Origin of the sequence: Actinotalea sp., from assembly GCF_035443605.1 — a bacterium.
Taxonomy (GTDB): domain Bacteria; phylum Actinomycetota; class Actinomycetes; order Actinomycetales; family Cellulomonadaceae; genus Actinotalea.
The window spans coordinates 1-18208 of the sequence record NZ_DAORSQ010000012.1 but is presented as its reverse complement, the minus strand read 5'-3'; the positions used below and the strand labels follow the sequence as shown (position 1 = coordinate 18208).

General features: G+C 74.7%; 19 protein-coding genes and 1 pseudogene. 15 read left to right on the top strand and 5 right to left on the bottom strand.

All coding sequences use genetic code 11. The features are described from left to right. Nucleotides 1-36: 36 nt before the first annotated feature. From PKY62_RS02700 to PKY62_RS02645, 12 genes are all read left to right on the top strand, one after another. The gene (locus PKY62_RS02700) at nucleotides 37-1518 is read left to right on the top strand and encodes an RNB domain-containing ribonuclease (RefSeq protein WP_324534595.1); all 1482 of its coding nucleotides are present in this window, start codon (nucleotides 37-39) and stop codon (nucleotides 1516-1518) included. 42 nt (nucleotides 1519-1560) lie between these two features. Then, a complete protein-coding gene (locus PKY62_RS02695; protein WP_324534593.1) occupies nucleotides 1561-2175 on the top strand; it encodes a CDP-alcohol phosphatidyltransferase family protein in 615 nt (204 codons plus the stop codon). Continuing rightward, on the top strand, nucleotides 2172-3059 hold the full coding sequence (locus PKY62_RS02690; RefSeq protein ID WP_324534591.1) for a DUF881 domain-containing protein: 888 nt from the start codon (nucleotides 2172-2174) through the stop codon (nucleotides 3057-3059). The genes PKY62_RS02695 and PKY62_RS02690 overlap by 4 nt, the downstream gene beginning before the upstream one ends. Next, complete coding sequence (locus tag PKY62_RS02685) at nucleotides 3056-3388, top strand: small basic family protein (RefSeq protein ID WP_324534589.1); 333 nt, start codon at nucleotides 3056-3058, stop codon at nucleotides 3386-3388. Before PKY62_RS02690 ends, PKY62_RS02685 begins: the two co-directional genes overlap by 4 nt. Nucleotide 3389: 1 nt before the next feature. Beyond that, the gene (locus PKY62_RS02680) at nucleotides 3390-4169 is read left to right on the top strand and encodes a DUF881 domain-containing protein (protein WP_324534587.1); all 780 of its coding nucleotides are present in this window, start codon (nucleotides 3390-3392) and stop codon (nucleotides 4167-4169) included. 84 nt (nucleotides 4170-4253) lie between these two features. Further along, the gene (locus PKY62_RS02675; RefSeq protein WP_324534585.1) at nucleotides 4254-4727 is read left to right on the top strand and encodes an FHA domain-containing protein; all 474 of its coding nucleotides are present in this window, start codon (nucleotides 4254-4256) and stop codon (nucleotides 4725-4727) included. After that, the gene (gene ftsR, locus PKY62_RS02670) at nucleotides 4724-5527 is read left to right on the top strand and encodes a transcriptional regulator FtsR (protein ID WP_324534584.1); all 804 of its coding nucleotides are present in this window, start codon (nucleotides 4724-4726) and stop codon (nucleotides 5525-5527) included. Before PKY62_RS02675 ends, ftsR begins: the two co-directional genes overlap by 4 nt. Nucleotides 5528-5581: 54 nt before the next feature. Next, nucleotides 5582-6094 (top strand): bifunctional nuclease family protein, encoded by a 513-nt coding sequence (locus PKY62_RS02665; protein ID WP_324534582.1) that lies wholly within the window; start codon nucleotides 5582-5584, stop codon nucleotides 6092-6094. Nucleotides 6095-6253: 159 nt separating this feature from the next. After that, a complete protein-coding gene (locus PKY62_RS02660) occupies nucleotides 6254-6835 on the top strand; it encodes a MerR family transcriptional regulator (protein ID WP_324534580.1) in 582 nt (193 codons plus the stop codon). A 119-nt stretch (nucleotides 6836-6954) separates the two neighbouring features. Next, nucleotides 6955-10353, top strand: coding sequence for a pyruvate carboxylase (locus PKY62_RS02655; protein WP_324534578.1), 3399 nt, complete (start codon nucleotides 6955-6957; stop codon nucleotides 10351-10353). Between the two features lie 18 nt (nucleotides 10354-10371). After that, a complete protein-coding gene (locus tag PKY62_RS02650; RefSeq protein WP_324534576.1) occupies nucleotides 10372-11016 on the top strand; it encodes an MBL fold metallo-hydrolase in 645 nt (214 codons plus the stop codon). Between the two features lie 66 nt (nucleotides 11017-11082). After that, nucleotides 11083-11247, top strand: coding sequence for a hypothetical protein (locus PKY62_RS02645; RefSeq protein WP_324534574.1), 165 nt, complete (start codon nucleotides 11083-11085; stop codon nucleotides 11245-11247). A gap of 21 nt (nucleotides 11248-11268) precedes the next feature. Here PKY62_RS02645 and PKY62_RS02640 read toward each other — a convergent pair whose 3' ends face one another. Next, entirely contained in the window at nucleotides 11269-11589 is a 321-nt protein-coding gene (locus tag PKY62_RS02640) for a hypothetical protein (protein WP_324534572.1), read from the bottom strand. A gap of 242 nt (nucleotides 11590-11831) precedes the next feature. Here PKY62_RS02640 and PKY62_RS02635 point away from each other — a divergent pair, with 242 nt between their 5' ends. From PKY62_RS02635 to PKY62_RS02625, 3 genes are all read left to right on the top strand, one after another. Beyond that, nucleotides 11832-12206 (top strand): hypothetical protein, encoded by a 375-nt coding sequence (locus PKY62_RS02635; protein ID WP_324534570.1) that lies wholly within the window; start codon nucleotides 11832-11834, stop codon nucleotides 12204-12206. 116 nt (nucleotides 12207-12322) lie between these two features. After that, nucleotides 12323-12811 carry a heme-degrading domain-containing protein gene (locus PKY62_RS02630; RefSeq protein WP_324534568.1) on the top strand — a complete coding sequence of 163 codons (489 nt, stop codon included), beginning with the start codon at nucleotides 12323-12325 and terminating at the stop codon, nucleotides 12809-12811. A 167-nt stretch (nucleotides 12812-12978) separates the two neighbouring features. Beyond that, nucleotides 12979-13323: an RNA polymerase-binding protein RbpA gene (locus PKY62_RS02625; RefSeq protein WP_324534566.1), complete on the top strand. Its 345-nt coding sequence runs from the start codon at nucleotides 12979-12981 to the stop codon at nucleotides 13321-13323. Nucleotides 13324-13346: 23 nt separating this feature from the next. Here the strand turns inward: PKY62_RS02625 and PKY62_RS02620 are convergent, their stop codons facing one another. From PKY62_RS02620 to PKY62_RS02605, 4 genes and pseudogenes are all read right to left on the bottom strand, one after another. Next, nucleotides 13347-14180 (bottom strand): polyprenol monophosphomannose synthase, encoded by an 834-nt coding sequence (locus tag PKY62_RS02620; protein WP_324534564.1) that lies wholly within the window; start codon nucleotides 14178-14180, stop codon nucleotides 13347-13349. Next, on the bottom strand, nucleotides 14167-15735 hold the full coding sequence (gene lnt, locus PKY62_RS02615) for an apolipoprotein N-acyltransferase (protein ID WP_324534562.1): 1569 nt from the start codon (nucleotides 15733-15735) through the stop codon (nucleotides 14167-14169). Before lnt ends, PKY62_RS02620 begins: the two co-directional genes overlap by 14 nt. Nucleotides 15736-16031: 296 nt before the next feature. Continuing rightward, nucleotides 16032-17699, bottom strand: a complete 1668-nt coding sequence (locus tag PKY62_RS02610) for an amidohydrolase (protein WP_324534560.1) — start codon at nucleotides 17697-17699, stop codon at nucleotides 16032-16034. Nucleotides 17700-17722: 23 nt separating this feature from the next. After that, nucleotides 17723-18208: pseudogene (locus tag PKY62_RS02605) on the bottom strand (DEAD/DEAH box helicase); the annotation flags it as partial.

Below are 18208 nucleotides of genomic sequence, written 5' to 3'. Positions count from 1 at the left end.
GCGCACAGCATCCCACCGGCCTCGTACAGTGGAGCGGTGCCCGCCCCGCGACGAGTCCTGCGACCGTCGCCGGACGCTCCCGACGCCCCGGCCGTGCTCCGCGCGGGCTTCGCCGCGATCCGCGTCGAGCTCGGGGTCGAGGAGGACCACGAGCCGGAGGCGCTGGCGGAGGCGGAGGCTGCGGCCCTCGCCCCGACCGGCGCCGGGCGCGCCGACCTCCGCGACGTGCCCTTCGTCACGCTCGACCCGCCCGGCTCGACGGACCTCGACCAGGCGATGCACCTGGCGCGGGACGGCGCCGGCTACCGCGTGCGCTACGCCATCGCGGACACGGCGGTCTTCGTGCGGCCCGGCGGCCCGCTCGACCGGGCAGCCCACCGACGGGTCATGACCGTCTACTGCCCCGACACGCGCGTGGCGCTGTACCCGTCGGTGCTCAGCGAGCACGCGGCCTCGCTGCGAGCGGGGCACGACCGCCCCGCGGTGGTGTGGACCCTGCGGCTCGGCGCCGACGGCGGCGTGCTCGACGTCGCCGTGGAGCGCGCCGTCGTGCGCAGCCGCGCCCAGCTCGACTACCCGACCGAGCAGCGACGGCTGGATGCCGGGGTCCCGGCGGACGACCCGCTCGCCCTGCTGTCCGAGATCGGGTCGCGGCGCGTCGCCCTGGAGCGGGCCCGCGGCGGCGTCTCGCTCGGCCGGCCGGAGCAGGAGGTCGTCCAGACCCCGGACGGCGGCTGGGCGCTGTCCTTCCGCGCCCCCCTGCCGATCGAGGACCACAACGCCCAGATCTCCCTCATGACGGGCATGGCGGCGGCGGCGATCATGCTCGAGGCCGGGGTGGGCGTGCTGCGGACCATGCCGACGGCGCAGCCCCACGACCTCGCACGGCTGCGGCGCCAGGCGCTGGCCCTGGGTGTGCCCTGGCCCAGGGGCGCCGACTACGCCACCGTGCTGCGCGACGTCGACCACGCACGCCCCCAGGGCGCCGCGTTCCTCGCCGCCGCGACCGGCCTGTTCCGCGGGGCGGCCTGGACCCCGTTCGACGGTGCCCGCCCGATCGACGCCGGGCACGGGGCGGTCGGAGCGGCCTACGCCCACGTCACGGCGCCGCTGCGCCGGCTGGTCGACCGGTACGGCCTCGAGGTGTGCCTCGCCGCCCATGCCGGGCGCCCCGTCCCGGAGTGGGTCCGCGCGGCGCTCCCCGCGATCGGCGACACCATGGCGGGCGGTGCACGGCGCAGTGCCGCCGTGGACCGCGCGTGCACCGACCTCGTCGAGGCCGTGGCACTCGCCCCGCGCGTCGGCGAGGACTTCTCCGGCGTGGTGCTCGACGAGCGGACCGTCCAGCTGGACGAGCCAGCGGTCGTGGCGCGCCTGGAGCAGGACCACCTGGCCCAGGGCGACGTCGTGCGGGTACGGCTGGTCACGGCAGACCCCGCCACCCGCACCGTCCGGTTCCGGCACGTGCCGGCGGACGCGCCGGGAACCGACGCCGTCGAGGTCGGCCGTGCGACCTAGGATCGGGGCACAGGGGATCCGGTCATGGTGGGGGTGCGGAACGTGAGCAGCACCCGGTCCGACGGCGCGCGCGTCGAGCAGGACCGCTCGCGCATCCTCACGCTGCCCAACGTCATCAGCAGCGTGCGCCTGCTCATGGTGCCCGTCTTCGCCGTCCTGCTGGTCCAGGGCCAGGACCTCGCCGCCCTCGTCGTCCTGGCCGTCTCGGCCGCGAGCGACTGGCTCGACGGCACGCTGGCCCGATCGATGCACCAGCAGACCCGCCTCGGCGAGCTGCTCGACCCGACGGCGGACCGCCTCTTCATCCTCGTCACCCTCGTGGTGCTGACGATCCGCGACGTCGTGCCGCTGTGGCTCCTCGTGGCGATCGTCGGCCGCGACGTCCTGCTCACGCTGGTCCTGGCCGTGCTGCTCTCCGCACGGATCGGCCCGCTGCCGGTGCACTTCGTCGGCAAGGCCGGCACGTTCGCGCTGCTGTACGCCTTCCCCCTGCTGCTCCTGGCGCAGTGGGCTGGACCCGTCGGCACCATCGCCGCGGTGGTCGGCTGGGCCTTCGCGTGGTGGGGGATCGGCCTCTACTGGTTCGCCGCGGTGATCTACCTGCGACAGGCCGCCGGTGCGCTGCGGGACCACCGCCGGTCGGTCGGACCCGGGTGAGCCCGGCACGGGGCGGCCACGCCGCCCGCGCGGTGGACGCCTCGATGGGGCTGCTCAACGAGGTGATCGCGCGCCCGGTCGACCCGGGCTACGCCGAGGCCGCGGCCCGGCCCCGGGTCGACCGCAGCGGACCGCAGCGCTGGGGCGTGTCGGCACTGCACCTGCTGCTCGCCGCGACGCTCGGTCTGACGACGGCGGGCGCGATCGCCAACCTGCGCGCGCCGCAGTCCTCGGCGCAGCAGTCCCGGGACCTCCTGGCCGCGGAGATCGCGGACCGCACGGCCCAGGCGCAGGCGCTCGTCGAGGCCAACGCCGCGGTGTCCGGCGAGATCGCCCAGCTGCAGTCCGACGCGCTGGCGGAGGCCAACCCCACCCTGTTCGCCGAGCTCGCCGAGGCAGAGCTGCTGTCCGGGGCCGTCGCCGTCGAGGGGCCCGGACTGGTCATCGAGCTGCAGGACGCCCCGGTGACCGACCCGGACGACGTCGACCCTGCCTCGCGCGTCCAGGACATCGACCTGCAGGTGGTCACCAACGGGCTGTGGGCCGCCGGTGCGGAGGCGATCGCCATCAACGGCCACCGGCTGACGGCCCTGTCCGCCATCCGCGGTGCCGGCCAGGCGATCCTCGTCGACCTCGCCCCGCTGGTCGCCCCGTACGAGGTCGAGTCGATCGGCGACGTGCGCGCGATGCAGACGGGCTTCGCGCGCACGAGCGCCGCCAACCACCTCGCCCTGCTGTCCGGGACCTACGACATCGCCGTCTCCACGCGGGCCGTCGAGCTGCTCACGCTGCCCGGCGCGGGTAGCACCACGCTGCGGTATGCCGCGGCCCCGGCCGACGATGTGGCATCGTCGTTGCCGAGCGAGAAGGGAGGTACGCCATGATCGCCGTCATCGGGCTCATCCTCGGGGCCGTGATCGGGCTCGTCCTCGAGCCGACCGTCCCGTCTGCCCTCGCGCCGTACCTGCCGATCGCCGTCGTCGCGGCGCTCGACGCCCTGTTCGGCGGGCTGCGCGCGCTGCTGGACCGCACGTTCGACGACCGCGTCTTCCTCGTCTCGTTCCTCTCCAACGTCGTCGTCGCGGCGCTCATCGTCTTCCTGGGGGACCAGCTCGGGGTCGGCACGCAGCTGTCCACGGCCGTGGTGGTCGTCCTGGGCATCCGGATCTTCTCCAACGCGGCGGCCATCCGCCGCCACCTCTTCAAGGCCTGACGTGGGCGGCGAGCACCGCGACCCGGCCACCGCGCCGGAGCACGAGCAGGGTCCGGGGTCGGCATGGCGCGAGCTGGGCCGCTCGCTGGCGCCGCGGGCCACCCGGGCCCAGCTGCTCGCCGGTCTGCTCACCGCGCTGCTCGGCTTCGCGATCGTCGTCCAGGTGCAGCAGAACAGGTCGTCCGACCTGTCCGGGCTGCGGCAGGACGAGCTGGTCCGGATCCTCGACGAGGTCACCCAGCGCACCGAGGAGCTCGACCAGCAGGCCGCCGACCTGCGCGCCCAGCGCACGGAGCTCATGACCGGCAGCGACACCGAGCGCGCGGCACGCGAGGCCGCGGCGGCGCGTGCCGAGGAGCAGGGCATCCTCGCGGGTCGTGTCCCGGCCGAGGGGACCGGCGTCGAGCTCGTCGTCCGTGAGCCCGACGAGCGGATCCCGGCCTTCGTGCTGCTCAACATCCTCGAGGAGCTGCGCAACGCCGGCGCGGAGGCGATCCAGATCGGCGACCTACGGATCACCGCGTCGAGCTACATCGCCGACACGGCGGACGGCGTGGAGATCGACGGCACGGAGCTCACCGCGCCCTACCGCTGGCTCGCGATCGGCGACCCCGACACCATCACGCCGGCGCTCGAGATGCCGGGTGGCGCCCTGGCCGCCGTGCGCAACGCGACGGGCACGGCTGACCTGTCCCCGAGCGAGCTCGTCGAGGTCACGGCGGTCCGGGAGATCGACGCTCCACGGTTCGCCACCCCCGTCCCGGTCCCGGAAGGCGGCTGAACGCCACGTGCGGGCTGCCGGTGCGGCGCCGGGCCGCATAGGGTGAGGGGAGCATCCCGGTCCGGACGTCCCGCAGGAGGAACGATGAGCGAGCGCGAGCCCGCCGAGCACCAGCGGTTCTCGGCCGACACGACCGTCACCTTCGGTGAGGTGCCCCCCGCAGACGTCGACGCCGGCGGGCCCCTCGGCCCCGAGGAGCACGCCGCGGTGGCGGCCCTGCCGCCCACCTCTGCCCTGCTGCTCATGCAGCGCGGGCCCAGCGCGGGCGCGCGGTTCCTGCTCGACGCCGACCGCACCACGGCGGGCCGCGCGACGGACGCGGACATCTTCCTCGACGACGTGACGGTCTCGCGCAAGCACGTCGAGTTCCTCAGGGACGTCGAGGGCTTCGTCGTGCGTGACGTCGGCTCCCTCAACGGCACCTACGTCAACCGCGTGCGGATCGAACGGGCGCTGCTCCGTGCGGGTGACGAGGTCCAGATCGGCAAGTTCCGGATGACGTTCCACCCCAGCCCGGCTCGCGGTGCGGCCGCGGCGGCAGCGGACCGGGGACAGTGAGCCCCACCGCGCGCAGCGCGTCGCCGCACGAGGGCCGGCGGGGACCGGGGCACGACGTCGGGCAGGAGACGCGCCCCCAGCTGGTCGAGCCGTGGCCGCACGGCGTCTCGCGCGAGCCGAGCATGCGGATCTCGGACGTCCTGGCGGAGCTGGGCGGCGACTTCCCGACCCTGACGCCGTCGAAGCTGCGCTTCCTCGAGGAGCACGGCCTCGTCGAGCCGCGCCGCACCACCGGCGGGTACCGGCAGTACAGCCGGGCCGACGTCGAACGGCTGCGCTACGTCCTGCGTCAGCAGCGCGACAGCTATCTGCCCCTCAAGGTGATCGGGGAGCAGCTCGCGGCCCTGGACCGCGGACAGGCGGCCGAGCTCCTCACCCCGCGCCTCGCGGCGGCCGACGGCGAGCGTACGGGCGCGGCGCTGGCCGGCCGGTTGTCGGTGCAGGCGGTGGCCGAGGCCGCCCACGTCGAGCCGGGCTTCGTCGCAGATCTCGTCGAGGCCGGCGTGCTGACCCCCGGTCCCACGGGTCACCTCGACCCCTGGGCGTACGACGTCGTGCTCGCGGCGGCGGCGCTGGCCGAGCACGGTGTCGAGGCCCGGCACCTGCGCTCGTTCCGTGCGGCGGCCGACCGTCAGGTCTCCGTCGTCGAGCAGATCGTCGCCCCGCTGCGCGGGCACCGGACCGGTGCCGTCCAGGCCCACCAGGCGCACGCCGCGAGCGTCGCGGCGGAGGTGGGCGAGCTGTGCGGCACCCTGCACACGGCTCTCGTCCGCGCCGGCGTCGCCGGCCTGACGTCCTGACGTCCCGCCCGGTTCGGGCTGCGGCACCGGCCCGTCGCGACGTAGCGTGGGGCCATGAGCGGTGACCTGGTCGAGCTCGAGGTCCTCGGGGTACGTCGGCAGTCCGACCCCGACCAGGTGGTGGTGCTGCTGCTCGACGTCGAGGGCCGGCGGCTGCTGCCGGTGGTGGTCGGGCCCGTCGAGGGTGCCGCCATCGCGGCGGGCCATGCCGGGCTGCGCTCACCGCGCCCGATGACCCACGACCTGCTCGTCTCGGTGCTGGAGGCGTGCGGCGTTCGCCTGTCCCACGTCGAGGTCACGGCTCTGCTCGACGGCGTCTTCCACGCCGCGCTCGTGCTGGCGGACGGCGCGCGGGTGGACTCGCGCGCGTCCGACGCCATCGCGACAGCCGTCCGGGTGGGCTGCCCGGTGCGATGCGTCCCCGGCGTGCTCGAGGAGGCGGGGCTGCCCGTCCAAGAGCACACGCCGGAGGAGCAGGTGGCCGAGTTCCGGGCCTTCCTCGACGCCGTCGACCCCGAGGACTTCGTCCGCGGACAGGACCCCGGCGCCCCGCCGGGGACGGGGTGACCTTCAGGTGGAGGATGAGACACACCGGTGCGACACGCCGAAGCGCGGGTACCGCGTGGCGTCGTTGACGCGCCACGACCACGGGCCTAGCGTGACCAGTGAATCCATGGCCCCCGCAGGTGCGGAGCAGCAGTGCGGATCGACCGAGGGGAGTTGCCGGTGAACGGGACCGGGGAACAGCTGGATCGTCCCGGGATCCCGCAGCGGGCCCAGGGCCTGCTCTTCGGCGACGAGCTCCCTGATCTCGACACCACCACCGGCTACCGCGGCCCGACGGCCTGCCGTGCGGCAGGGATCACCTACCGGCAGCTCGACTACTGGGCCCGCACCGGCCTGGTCGAGCCCACCATCCGACCGGCCACGGGGTCCGGGACGCAGCGGCTCTACTCGTTCCGCGACATCCTCGTGCTCAAGGTCGTCAAACGCCTGCTCGACACCGGGGTCTCGCTGCAGCAGATCCGCACGGCCGTGAGCCACCTGCGCGAGCGCGGTGTCGACGACCTCGCGCAGATCACGCTCATGAGCGACGGCGCATCGGTGTACGAGTGCACGTCGGCCGACGAGGTCATCGACCTCGTCCAGGGTGGCCAGGGGGTCTTCGGCATCGCCGTCGGGCGGGTGTGGCGCGAGGTCGAGGGCAGCCTCGCCGCCCTGCCGTCCGTGCGCGCGGACGACGACGCGCCGCACGTCACCGCGGACGACGAGCTCGCCCGCAGGCGCCGCACCCGCACCGCGGGCTGACGTTCTCCACGACTCCGATGGCGTCCGCCCCGCGGACGTTCGTCCCATGCGCGGCCGTTCGGGCTACGGTTCTCCTTCCGGGCCGGTCAACGGTTCCCGCGTCGTGGATGAGGTGAGTCGTGTTCTCCAAGGTGCTCGTCGCGAACCGTGCTGAGATCGCCGTACGTGGCTTCCGTGCCGCCTACGAGCTCGGCGCGCGGACGGTGGCCGTCTTCCCGCACGAGGACCGCAACTCGGAGCACCGGCTCAAGGCCGACGAGGCGTACCCCATCGGGACGCCCGGCCACCCGGTGCGCGCCTACCTCGACATCGCCGAGATCATCCGGGTGGCGCAGCAGTCGGGTGCCGACGCGATCTACCCCGGGTACGGCTTCCTCTCGGAGAACCCGGCGCTGGCGCTCGCGTGCGAGGAGGCCGGGATCACCTTCATCGGCCCGCCGGCCGCCGTGCTGGACATGGCGGGCAACAAGGTCACGGCGCTGCGCGCGGCGAAGGCCGCCGGGATCCCGGTGCTCGCCTCGAGCGAGCCGTCCGCCGACCCGGACGAGATCATCGCCGCGGCGGCGGCCGTCGGCTTCCCGTTGTTCGTCAAGGCCGTCGCCGGCGGCGGCGGGCGGGGGATGCGCAAGGTCGACACCCCGGCCGAGCTGCCCGGGGCCCTGGCCGCGGCGATGCGCGAGGCCGACAGCGCTTTCGGCGACCCCACGGTGTTCCTCGAGCAGGCCGTGCTGCGGCCGCGCCACATCGAGGTGCAGATCCTCGCGGACGCCACGGGCGACGTGGTGCACCTGTTCGAGCGGGACTGCTCGGTGCAGCGCCGTCACCAGAAGGTCATCGAGATCGCCCCGGCGCCCAACCTCGACCCGGCGATCCGGGACGCGCTGTGCCGTGACGCCGTCGCGTTCGCCAGGAGCATCGGTTATGTCAACGCGGGGACGGTGGAGTTCCTCCTCGCGACCGAGGGGGAGCGGGCGGGCCAGCACGTCTTCATCGAGATGAACCCGCGGATCCAGGTCGAGCACACGGTGACCGAGGAGGTCACCGACATCGACCTCGTGTCCTCGCAGATGCGGATCGCCGCGGGGGAGACGCTGGCGAGCCTGGGCATCCGCCAGGAGACCGTCCGGGTCAACGGCTTCGCCCTGCAGTGCCGGATCACCACCGAGGACCCGGCCAACGGGTTCCGCCCCGACACGGGCCGGGTCGTCGCCTACCGCTCGCCGGGCGGTGCGGGGGTGCGCCTCGACGGCGCGACCGCCACGGCCGGCGCCGAGATCAGCGGCCACTTCGACTCGATGCTCGTCAAGCTCACCTGCCGCGGGCGCGACTTCCCGACGGCGGTGCGCCGGGCCCGGCGCGCGCTGGCCGAGTTCCGCATCCGCGGCATCCGGACCAACATCCCCTTCCTCCAGGCCGTCCTCGCGGACCCGCAGTTCGTCGCGGGGGACCTGTCGACGTCGTTCATCGAGGAGCGCCCTGCGCTGCTGGCTGCGAAGGAGAGCGCCGACCGCGGCACCAAGCTGCTGCACTTCCTCGGGGACGTCACGGTCAACCGACCGCACGGCTCCCCGGTGGGTGTGCTCGAGCCCCAGCGCAAGCTGCCGACCTTCGACGTCAGCGGCCCCGCGCCGGCGGGCAGCCGCCAGCGGCTCCTCGAGCTCGGCCCCGAGGGCTTCGCGCGGTCGCTGCGCGAGCAGGTCGCCGTCGGCGTGACGGACACGACCTTCCGCGACGCGCACCAGTCGCTCCTGGCCACCCGGGTCCGCACCTACGACCTGGTCACAGCAGCGCCGTACGTCGCACGGATGACGCCAGAGCTGCTGAGCGTCGAGGCATGGGGAGGTGCGACGTACGACGTCGCGCTCCGATTCCTCGGCGAGGACCCGTGGGACCGGCTCGCCTCGATGCGCCAGGTGCTGCCCAACGTCGCGCTGCAGATGCTGCTGCGGGGCCGCAACACCGTGGGCTACACGCCGTACCCCACCGAGGTGACCCAGGCCTTCGTCCGCGAGGCGACGGCCACGGGGATCGACATCTTCCGGATCTTCGACGCGCTCAACGACGTGGAGCAGATGCGACCGGCGATCGAGGCCGTCCGCGAGACGGGCACGGCGCTGGCCGAGGTCGCGCTGTGCTACACCGGCAACCTCACCGACCCGGGCGAGGACCTCTACACCCTCGACTACTACCTGCGTCTGGCGGACCGGATCGTCGCCGCGGGGGCGCACGTGCTCGCGATCAAGGACATGGCCGGGCTGCTGCGCCCCACCGCGGCGCGCACCCTCGTGACGGCCCTGCGCGAGCGGTTCGACCTGCCCGTGCACCTGCACACGCACGACACCGCGGGCGGCCAGCTGGCCACCCTCATGGCGGCCGTCGACGCCGGCGTGGACGCGGTGGACGTCGCGAGCGCCGCGATGGCGGGCACGACCAGCCAGCCGCCGATGTCCGCGCTCGTCGCGGCGCTCGAGCACACCGAGCGGGACACCGGCCTGAGCCTGCGGGCCGTGTGCGACCTCGAGCCGTACTGGGAGGCCGTGCGGCGCGTCTACAAGCCGTTCGAGTCCGGGCTGCCGGGCCCCACGGGCCGGGTCTACGACCACGAGATCCCCGGGGGTCAGCTGTCCAACCTGCGCCAGCAGGCGATCGCGCTGGGCCTGGGGGACCGGTTCGAGCAGATCGAGGCGATGTACGCCTCGGCGGACCGCCTGCTCGGCCGGCTGGTCAAGGTCACGCCGTCGAGCAAGGTGGTGGGCGACCTCGCCCTGCACCTCGTCGCCCGCGGCGCGGACCCCGCGCACTTCGCCGCCGAGCCGGCGGAGTACGACATCCCCGACTCCGTCATCGGCTTCCTCGGCGGAGAGCTCGGCGACCCGCCCGGCGGGTGGCCCGAGCCGTTCCGCACGCGCGCGCTGGCGGGCCGTACCCCGCGCCGGCGCACCACGCCCCTGACCGAGCAGGACCGGCTGGACCTCGCAGGCGACTCCGCGACGCGCCGCGACCGCCTCAACCACCTGCTGTTCCCGGGGCCAACCAAGGACCTGGAGCAGGTCCGCGCGCAGTACGGCGACGTCAGCGTGCTCGACACGGCGACGTACCTGTACGGCATGCGCAAGGACACCGAGGTCTCGATCCACCTCGACCGCGGTGTCGGGCTCCTCGTCGGGATGGAGGGCGTGGGGGACCCGGACCAGCGCGGCATGCGCACGGTGATGTTCACGCTCAACGGCCAGCTGCGCCCGCTGCCCGTGCGCGACCGCTCCGTCGAGGTCGACCTCGTGCTGGCAGAGAAGGCCGACCCGGGCACCCCTGGCCAGATCGCCGCGCCCTTCGCCGGTGCCGTCACGCCGATGGTCCAGGAGGGGCAGCGGGTCGAGATCGGCCAGACGGTCGCGACCATCGAGGCGATGAAGATGGAGGCTGCGATCACCACCCCGATCGCCGGCACCGTCCAGCGCCTGGCGATCGGCGCGGTCCAGCAGCTCGAGGGCGGGGACCTTGTCCTGGTCGTCGGCTGAGCGCTGCGGCACACTCGCATGCGCCTGACCTTCTGGGGACACTCCTGCGTGCGCGTCGAGCATCCCGGGGGTCGGGTGGTCGTCGACCCCGGTGGCTGGAGCGACGTCGCGGGCGCCCTGGCGGGTGCGGCAGCGGTCCTCGTCACCCACGAGCATGCCGATCACGTCGCGGTCGAGGCCGTGGTCGGTGCCCTGGGCAGCGGCCCTGACCTCCGGGTCTGGGCGCCGGCGCCGGTGGTGGGGCTGCTCGTCGCCGCCGGGGCGCCGGCCGACCGGCTCCGCACGGTCCGTGGCGGGGACGCGCTCGACGTCGACGGGCTGCCGGTCTCGGTGGTGGGGGAGCTGCACGCGCTCATCCACCCCGACGTCCCCCGGGTCGCCAACGTCGGGTACGTGCTCGCGGGCGTCTACCACCCGGGCGACAGCCTCGAGGCACCGGTGACGGACGTCGACGTGCTCCTCGCGCCCGTAGGAGCGCCGTGGCTGAAGCTCGGCGAGACCATCGACCTGGTGCGCCGGGTGCGTCCCGGCACCGTGGTGCCCATCCATGACGCCGTGCTCAGCGACGCAGGGTGCGTCCTGGCCGACCGCATCGTCGGCGGCCTCGGGGGAGCGCGGACCTACCGGCGCCTGGGCGTCGGCGAGGGGATCGACCTCGGCTGACCCGGCCCCCGGGGGCTGCCCCTGCGGGGCGGCCCGGCGTAGCCTTGGCACCGGACAGGAGGTGCCATGACCGCACCGGAGCAGGATCCGCAGACCGCCGCGCACCCCGATCCGCACGGCCATGTCGGTGCCGAGATCGAGGTCCCGCACCTCGAGGTGGACGAGAGCGTGCCGCCGCGTCCGGAGGAGGAGATCGCGGACGCGCTGCGCTCGGACGCCGGCCTCACCTGACGGCGCAGGCGGGCGTCCCGCTCACGCCGGGGGCGTGCCCTCGTCCGGGCCCGTGGGGAGATCCTGCGGGACGACGTCGCCCGGCGTGCTCCGGTCGGCGATCGAGGCCCGTCTGATGGCGTAGTCCTGCCAGAGGCGCTGCAGGCCCCAGGCGGCGATCCCGACGCCGATGAGGACCATCACCCAGTTGAGGAAGATCGCTTCGTCCGGCAGCACGGGGACCTGGTACGCCACGATGCCGCCGCCGCCGACCAGTCGCAGGCCGCCGGGCCACCACCACCGGTCGGTCACGGGCCCCCCGATCGGCTCGGAGTCGTCAGCGGGCGGAGGAGGGGTCGGCATCGCTCCAGCCTACGGGGGTCGGGGCACGGTGGGCGCGGGCACGACTCCGTCGGGGCTGAATTGACATAATGTCTCTTATCGGCGTGCGACCGGCACGGACCACGGCCCAGGCACTGGGCTGTTCGGGTGAACGCCTCACCCGCTCCTCCCGCGGCATGCGCGGCGTCCGATGAGGTGCCTGTGGCACGCACGCTGCCGCGCAGCCCACCGACGACGACGTCCCTGCGAGAGGACCTTCCTTCATGTCCCGCCTGTCCAGCACCCTCACGGTCACCCTCGGTCTCGCCCTGGTCGGGCTCGCGGGCCCCGCCGCCGCCGGTGGCCACGGCGTCGACCCAGCGCTCCACCAGGCGTCCGCCTGGGAGTCGCCCGGCGTGACGTGCACCAAGGCCGAGTACGCCGACGGCGTGGCCGCGCTCGTGCTGCCCGCGGCGCCCGACGGCTACGCCTGGACCCAGGTGATCCTCAAGGCGGGTACCCAGCACACCGTCCTGCCGGCCTCGAGCGACCCCGCGGCGGTCTACGCGCCGGCCAACGGCAAGGACATCAGCCACGCGATCACGTGCCTGGGCGTCGATGACGGCGACGACGACGGCAGCGGCGGCGGCGACGTCTGAGGCACGGCCGGAGCGGGCTCGGACCGTCCGGACGGTCGCCGCTCACGCGGCGCCGGTCTCGGGGGCGCACCGGGCCGTGATGCGGCAGGCTGGGGTTCCGCAGACCGGAGGCCCGCATGACGTCCGACACCGACCGCCTCATCGCCGAGGTCACGGCGCAGCAGCAGCGCCTGGTGCTCGACCACTTCGACAACGACGACGCCTGGGCGCTGGGGTGCCTGATCGTCGAGCTGGGCCGCGAGCGCGGCCTGCCGATCACCGTGGACGTCCGACGCCACGGCCACCAGCTCTTCCACGCCGCGCTGCCGGGGACCGTCCCGGACAACGACCGGTGGATCGAGCGCAAGGTCCGCGCGGTCGACCGGTTCGGCAAGCCGTCCTACGTGCTGAGCCTCCTCGCCACGGCCGCGGGACGTCCGTTCGAGGAGATGGCCGCCGTCAGCGCCCTCGAGTACGCGGCCGCCGGCGGGTGCTTCCCGGTGACGGTCCGCGGCGTCGGGCCCGTCGGGACGGTCACCGTCTCGGGGCTCTCCGAGCGCCTCGACCACGAGCTCGTCGTCGAGGCGCTCGAACAGGTGTGCGACCAGGGCTCCGCCGCCCGCTGAGGTGCCGCGACTCCCCCGCCGGCCGCACCCGTGGACCAGGCATGTTCACCGGACCTTCACGTCCGAGCCGGAACACCACCCCCGCCGGGGGCGTTGAGCAGGCAAGCACGACAGACGTCCGTCGGCGCAACCCGCCCCGGACACTCGGCCACAACGGAGGTCACACGATGGCTGACCGATCACTGCGCGGCATGCGCATCGGTGCCCACAGCATGGAGTCCGACCAGGGCGTGGAGTTCGCCCCCCGGCTCCAGGCTCACTACGACTGCCCGGACGGCCACACGATCGTCCTGCCCTTCTCGACCGAGGCCGACGTCCCCGTCCTGTGGGAGTGCCGCTGCGGCAAGGAGGCGATCCTGCGGGACGCGGACCGTCCCGAGCCCAAGGGCGGCAAGCCCCCGCGCACGCACTGGGACATGCTCCTCGAGCGCCGGACCGTCGGCGAGCTCGAGGAGCTGCTCACCGAGCGGCTGGAGCTCCTGAGGGCAGGCAAGCTCCGCCGCTCCGCCTGACGCGCCCCGGTAGCGTCAGGACGTCACGGCCGTCGCCCACGGGCGGCGGCCGTCGTCGTGCGCACCCAGGCGGACGCCTGGGCCGATCGGCGCACCGCGCCCCAGGCCGTGACGCGCACGAGCGCCTCGGCGACGATCTGCCGGCTCATCTTCGACCGCCCCTGCGTGCGCTCGACGAAGAGCACCGGGACCTCACGCACCACTCCCCCGGTGTCGTGCACCCGCAGCGCCATGTCCACCTGGAAGCAGTAGCCCTGCGAGGCCACGGCGCCCAGGTCGAGCCCCTGGAGCGCGGTGGCACGGTAGGCCCGGAACCCCGCCGTCGCGTCGCGCAGCGGCAGCCCCGTGGCGAGCCGCGTGTAGGTGTTGCCCCCGCGCGAGAGCAGCTCGCGGTACCGCGGCCAGTTGGCCACCCGGCCACCCGGCACCCAGCGCGAGCCCAGCACGAGGTCGGCGCCGCCGGCGTGCACCAGCGCGTCGAGCAGCAGTGGGAGCTCCTCGGGCTGGTGCGAGCCGTCGGCGTCCATCTCGACGACGACGCCGTACCCGCGCTCGAGCGCCCACCGGAAACCCGCGATGTAGGCGGAGCCGAGCCCGAGCTTGCCGGTGCGGTGCAGCACGTGCACCGCACGGTCGGCGCGTGCGATGGCCTCGGCGACGTCGCCCGTGCCGTCGGGGCTCCCGTCGTCGACGACGAGCACGTCCGCCCACGGCACGGCGGTGCGCAGCCTCGCCAGGGTGCTGGGCAGCGTGTCGGCCTCGTCGTAGGTGGGGATGACCACGACCGTGGGGCCGAGGGGGTCGAGGGGTCCGGGGACGGCGGACGCCGACGCCCCCGTCGGATCAGCTGCGGACATCGACCGGGGTGACCTCTCGTACGGGCCGGCGGGTGCTGGCGGTGAGGACGGCCGCGGCGGTGAGCGCGACGGCCAGCCCGCGGAGCGTCCAGCTCAGCAGGTCGCCCCAGCGGGTCGCGGGCGTCAGACCGGTGCGCAGCGGCAGGCTCGCGACCATCTGCTCCGCGGTGAACAGGTCGGTGCGCTCGAGCACCTCGCCGGACGGCGAGATGACGGCACTGACTCCCACGGTGGAGATCTGGACGGTGGCGCGGCCGTGCTCGATCGCCCGCAGCCGTGACATGGCCAGCTGCTGGGTGGACTCGTCCGTGCGCCCGAAGGTCGCGTTGTTGGTCTGCACCACGAGGACCTCGCCGCCCGCCGCGACGGCGTCCCGGACGAGGTCGTCGTACGCGACCTCGAAGCAGATGACGTCCCCGATCCCCACGACGCGGCCGAGCCGGTCCGAGTCCAGGTGGACGAGGCCCACCTCGGTGCCCGGGACCATGTCCGTGCGCACGCGGTCGACCTCGTCGGAGAACACCCGGGCGATGGAGCGCATCGGCACGTACTCGGCGAACGGTGCAGGGTGCTGCTTGGCGTAGGTGTCGACCGGTCCCAGCACGGGGTCCCACAGCAGGGACAGGTTGAGCCGCCCGCCGGTCGCCGGGTACTCGAGCGTCCCGACGAGGATGGGGGCCTCGAGCGCGCGGGCGGCGGCCGCGATCGCGGCGCCGGCGACGGCGTCCTCGCGCGGGTCGATGTCCGAGCCGTTCTCCGGCCACAGGACGAGGTCGAGGTCGCCCGGCGCCACACGGTCCAGCAGCGCCCAGGTGCCGTCGAGGTGGTTGTCGAGCACCTCGCGGGCCTGGTCGAACGAGTCCAGCCCGCGGTCCGGGACGTTGCCCTGCACTGCGGCGACCTCGAGCTCACCGGCCTGGGCCCCGGTGTCGAGCGGCACCACCAGCCCGCTGAGCAGCACGAGCCCGGCAACGAGTGCCGGCGCCCCCGCGGCACGTGGCGCGTGGCGCAGCCGGCTCAACGCCACCGCGAGCAGCGCGCCCACCACGACGACGAGCCCGGAGACGAGCGGCGCGCCGCCCAGCCACGCCCAGTGCGCGAGGGGCGAGTCCGCCTGCGAGAACGCGATCCGACCCCAGGGGAACCCGCCGAACGGCAGCACCGAGCGGGCCTCCTCTGCGCCCACCCACAGCACCGCCAGCGCGGGGACCTGCCACGCCGTCGTCGCGGGCAACGGTCCACGACGCACCCACGTCCAGGCCGCGCCGACCAGCGCGACCGAGCCGGCCTCGAGGATCGACAGGGCGATCCACGGCACCGGCCCGACGGCTCCCCCGGCCCAGGTGAGGTGCGGGATGAAGAACGCCAGCCCGAAGACGAGGCCGACCAGCGCGTTCCAGCGGGCGCTGTCCCGTCCCATGGCGAGCACGAGGGCCGCCACACCCAGGTAGGCCGCCGGCCACCACGCGAGGCCGGGTGCCGCGACGTCCGTCAGCAGCCCGCCGAGGAGCGCGAGCGCGAGGGTGGTCGCCCGGCGGGGCGCGGGAAGAGGCACGCGCTCAGGGTAACCGGCTGTCCCGTCGACTGGCCCGCGCGGCCTTCGGACCGAACGATCTCTCGTCCGTTGTCTACTGAACGCGCGGGCCAAGCCGACGCCCTTCGCGCGACGGGTGCGGCGGTGGACCGAGGCCCCCGGCACCCCGCGCCGGCGAGGAACATCGCACAACCTATCGGCTGTCATGGCCGAGTCAAGGCGACATCGTCGCAGGTCAGAGCCATACCCGCAGGTCAAGCGCCCCGTGTCCGGCGAGGTGACAACCGCCACGGGCGGCGTGTCGGCCCGGCGTGTCGTCAGCCGAGCCGGTCATGCACGACGACACCGGCGCGCAGGGTCTGCACGCACTGCGGGGCGGGCAGCCCGGCACCCAGCTCGGGCAGCAGCGGGGTGCCAGCCCGGGGGTCCGTGCTCCAGGCGGCGAGGCGTCCGTCGGGTGCCTGGACCCCGAGCGGCCCGGTGCGCCAGACGGCCAGGTCGGCCGGGGCGCCGAGGCGGATCTCGCCCGCACCGGTCGCGTCCAGACCCGCGACGCGCCACCCACCGCGCGTGTGCGCGCGGAAGGCGGCCCTGGCCGAGATCCGCTGGCTCGGGTCCTCGTGCTCGATCGCTGCACGGATCGCGGCCCACGGGTCGAACGGCCCGGCCGGCGAGCCCGAGCCGACCGCCAGCGGCACGCCGGCGCCCGCGAGGTCGGCCCAGGGCGCCACCGAGGCCGCCCTCGCCGGCCCGAGCCGTCGCAGGTGCTCGCCGCCCGGCACGGCCCCGCGCGCGGCCAGCGCGGGCTGGACGCCTGCCGCGAGCCCCAGCAGGACGATCGTCGCCAGGGCCGAGGCATCGACCATGGCGAGGTTCTCGAGGCGGTGCCCCGCCGCGCGCACCGCGGCGATCCCCTCGACCCCGGCGGCGACCCGCAGCCCGACGAGCGTCTCGTCCAGCGCGCGGTCCCCGGTGACGTGGAGCACGGCCCTGCTGCCGGCCCGCGTCACCGAGGCGACGTGGTTGGCGACCTGCTCCGCCGTGAGGGCGAGCTCCCCGGTGGTCGGCGCATCGGCGTAGGGGTGGCGCAGCCCAGCCGTCCGGGAGCCGAGCGAGCCGTCGACGTCCGCGCCGATGCCGGCGAGCCCCGGGACGGCGTCGAGGAGCGCCCGGGCGTCGTCCGAGGTCTCGCAGGGGGCTGACCAGTAGCCCAGCACGCCCGGCAGGCCCGAGCGGGGCTCTGCGGTGGCCGCCAGCAGCGCGGCGAGGTCGGCGAGATCGGCAGCGGGCGCGGCCGGCGAGGAGGCCGCCGCGTGCTCGTGCACGCTGACGATCCCGGCGGCGGCGGCCGCGGCCAGGGCCGACCGGTGGAGCTCGTCGCGCCGGGCGGGGTTGACGTGCCGGGCCGCCGCGCGGGCGCGCCGGTGCGCAGCCCCCGTCACCCAGCCGTCGGCGGTCCAGCCGGGCAGGTTCGTGCAGTCTGCGATCTCGGCGAACGCCGTCGAGACGACGGCGCCGTGCCCGTCGTACCGCTCGAGGTGCACGGGCGCGCCGCCGGTGGCCCGGTCGACCTCGGCGCGGGTGGGTGGCCGACCCTCGGGCCACCGGGTCTCGTCCCAGCCGTGCCCCAGCAGCGGACCGAGAGCACCGGCCGCCCTGGCGTCCCGCGCCGCGCCGGCGAGCACGTCGAGCGCCGCGACCAGGGAGGGCGTGGGACCCAGGTCGAGACCGACGAGGGCGAAGCCCGTCTCCAGGAGGTGGGCGTGCGCGTCGACGAACGCCGGGGCGACCAGTGCCCCGTCGAGGTCAACCACCTCGTCGGCGCCGTCGAGCACGGCGTGCAGCGAGTCCTCGCCGCCGAGCCACGCGATCTGCCCGTCGGCGACGAGCACCGCCTGGGCGAACGGATCCGTGCGGGAGTGGATCACGCCGTTGTGGAACAGGATCGAGCGCACGAGGCGACCGTAGCGCAGCGTGACCGGCATGATCACGACCGTCCGGGGCGGCCCTAGACCGAGCTGTAGGCGACGACGCCGCGGCGCAGCTTCTCGACCGCACGGTGGGCGGTCCCGCGCGTGGCCGGCGACCCCGCCGCCTGCGCCACCTGGTCGAGCAGGTCGATGACCTGCTTGCACCACCGCACGAAGTCCCCGGCCGCGAGGTCCGTCCCGGCCAGGACGTGCGACAGGGAACGGCCGCTGGCCCACCGGTGCACCGGATCGACGAGGCCGAGGTCAACGGGACGGGTCGCCGTCAGCCCGTGCTGCGCCTCCAGGTCCGTCAGCTCGGACCACTGGCGCACCGTCGCGTCGAGCGCCCGAGCGAGGCGGCCCTGGGGCCCGCCCGGCACGGGGCGCCCGGCGGACAGCTCCTCGCGCCGGGCCTCGAAGACGACGGTCGACACCGCTGCCGCGAGCTCCGCCGGGTCCAGACCGTCCCAGGCGCCACCCTGGAGGCACCGCCTTCCGTCGTGATGCCGTAACAAAGGGTGAGG